At 49.3% G+C, this 2,129-nt stretch carries 1 protein-coding gene and 2 tRNA genes; all 3 read left to right on the top strand.

Annotated elements, in window-relative coordinates:
* The first annotated feature begins 42 nt into the window (after positions 1 to 42).
* The 3 genes from gltX (at position 43) to KDK18_RS11895 (ending at position 1,976) form a co-directional block, all read left to right on the top strand.
* Positions 43 to 1,536, top strand: a complete 1,494-nt coding sequence (gene gltX, locus KDK18_RS11905) for a glutamate--tRNA ligase (RefSeq protein ID WP_257255143.1) — start codon at positions 43 to 45, stop codon at positions 1,534 to 1,536.
* A gap of 255 nt (positions 1,537 to 1,791) precedes the next feature.
* Positions 1,792 to 1,867 (top strand) — tRNA-Ala (locus tag KDK18_RS11900).
* A gap of 34 nt (positions 1,868 to 1,901) precedes the next feature.
* Positions 1,902 to 1,976: transfer RNA gene (locus tag KDK18_RS11895), tRNA-Tyr, on the top strand.
* The last annotated feature ends 153 nt before the right edge of the window (positions 1,977 to 2,129 follow it).

The raw sequence follows: 2,129 nt of genomic DNA, 5'->3' as shown, positions 1-2,129 counted from the left end.
GTGTAGACTAGCGCCCACTTAAACTGGACTCGTTAATAGATCATGACTGTTCGTACTCGCGTAGCTCCCTCGCCGACCGGCGATCCCCATGTGGGAACAGCCTATATTGCCCTGTTTAATATGGCTTTTGCCAAGAGTCAGGGGGGGCAGTTTCTGCTTCGTATAGAAGATACTGATCAGGTGCGAAGCACGGCTGAATCTGAACAGCAGATTCTGGACTCCCTGCGCTGGCTGGGCCTGAACTGGGATGAAGGGCCTGATGTGGGCGGTGCATACGGCCCTTATCGTCAGAGTGAAAGGCGTGAAATTTACGACCAGCATGCGCAAACGTTGCTTGATAAGGGGCATGCTTTCCGTTGTTTCTGTTCTGCTGAGCGTCTGGATGCACTCAGAGCAGAGCAAGCCGAAACCAGGCAGGGCTCAGGTTATGATGGCCACTGTCTGCATCTTTCGGAAGAAGAAGTGCGGAGCAAAATGGCAGCAGGTGAGCCTTATGTTGTTCGCATGAAGGTGCCTTCTGAAGGGATTAGTAAAGTAGAAGATATGCTGCGTGGCACCATTGAGATTGAATGGTCTCAGGTGGATATGCAGGTTCTGGTTAAAGCGGACGGTATGCCTACTTACCATCTGGCTAATGTGGTCGACGATCACCTGATGGGGATTACTCACGTCATCAGGGGTGAGGAGTGGATCAGTTCTGCCCCTAAGCACCAGCTGCTTTATCAATACTTTGAGTGGGATATGCCAAGGCTCTGCCATATGCCGTTGCTGCGAAATCCTGACAAGAGCAAGCTGTCCAAACGTAAGAATCCAACCAGTATTACCTATTACCGGGATGCCGGTTACCTGCCAGAAGCGTTGCTGAACTACCTGGCTCGTATGGGCTGGTCGATGCCGAATGAGCGTGAGAAGTTTAACCTGGAAGAGATGGTTGAAAACTTTGACATCCAGCGTGTCTCTCCGGGTGGGCCAATTTTTGATCAGGAAAAACTCTCGTGGCTGAATGCCAGCTGGATTCGTGAAGAGTTGAGCACCGAACAATTTGCCGATCGCCTTCATAAATGGCTGCTCAACAGTGATTATATTATGAAGTTCCTGCCATACGCTCAGAGTCGTGTAGAAACTTTGGCTGACTTTGCTCCCATGGCCAGCTTTATGTTCTCTGGCATGTTGGAACTGTCAGAAGAAGACTTTGTGCATAAAAAGCTTGAGCCGGCTGAGGTAAAGAAAGTGTTGCAATTCACTCTTTGGAGGCTGGAGCAGCTCAGGCAATGGAATAAAGAAAACATCTTTGCTGAGGTGAAAACTCTTGCCAAAGAGATGGGGCTGAAGCTGGGTGATTTTAATCCTCCTATTTTTATTGCTATTGCTGGCACACCCAACTCCTGGTCGGTGATGGACTCCATGGCCATTCTGGGTGCAGACATGACTCGTGCTCGTCTGCGTCACGCGGTCAATGTTCTGGGTGGATTGTCCAAGAAAGAAACCAAGCGTTTTGAAAAAGAGTTCAGAGCGCTGGGAGCTGAGTTTGAGTAAATCTGGCTCATTCCTCTCAGAAAAAGCTGGATTTTTCCGGCTTTTTCTTCATCAGGGGTAGAAGGTTTGTGCGAGGCTTGGGTGATAAAGCGTCCAGCGAAAAAAAACTATATAACTAACTGCTTCGATTAAACATTTTTTCATAAGTGAGCTTGACAGTTCAGGGGGGCATCCATATCATTCGCCCTGCGTTTCGGGGTAGCCAAATAACCTCTCAGAAAGAGAGGGGTGAGCCGAATCATTGAGAACTTTTTTGGGGCTATAGCTCAGCTGGGAGAGCGCAACACTGGCAGTGTTGAGGTCAGCGGTTCGATCCCGCTTAGCTCCACCAAAATTACACTTCCTCAGTGTTGACAAGACAGTGTGTCCCATTCGTCTAGTGGCCTGGGACACTGCCCCGTAACGGCATTACAGGGGTTCGAGTTCCCTACGGGATGCCATTCAGGTCTAATCCTTCCTGCCTTTCCCTTCAACAGTGTCCTGTATGTGAGGTTTTCTTTTTTCTGCTCTCTGCTCAAGCGAGCCGACCTGAGAATCGGTGGTCTGATTCTTGATACAGATCGAATCAGCCAGCTGTGTGCATCAGAATATGT

The organism is Endozoicomonas sp. SESOKO3 (assembly GCF_024606255.1).
This window is presented reverse-complemented; position numbering and strand designations above follow the sequence as displayed.

What these genes read in the sequence shown, in the direction of transcription:
- gltX (WP_257255143.1), top strand. Translation starts at nt 43, where the DNA reads ATGACTGTTCGTACTCGCGTAGCTCCCTCGCCGACCGGCGATCCCCAT.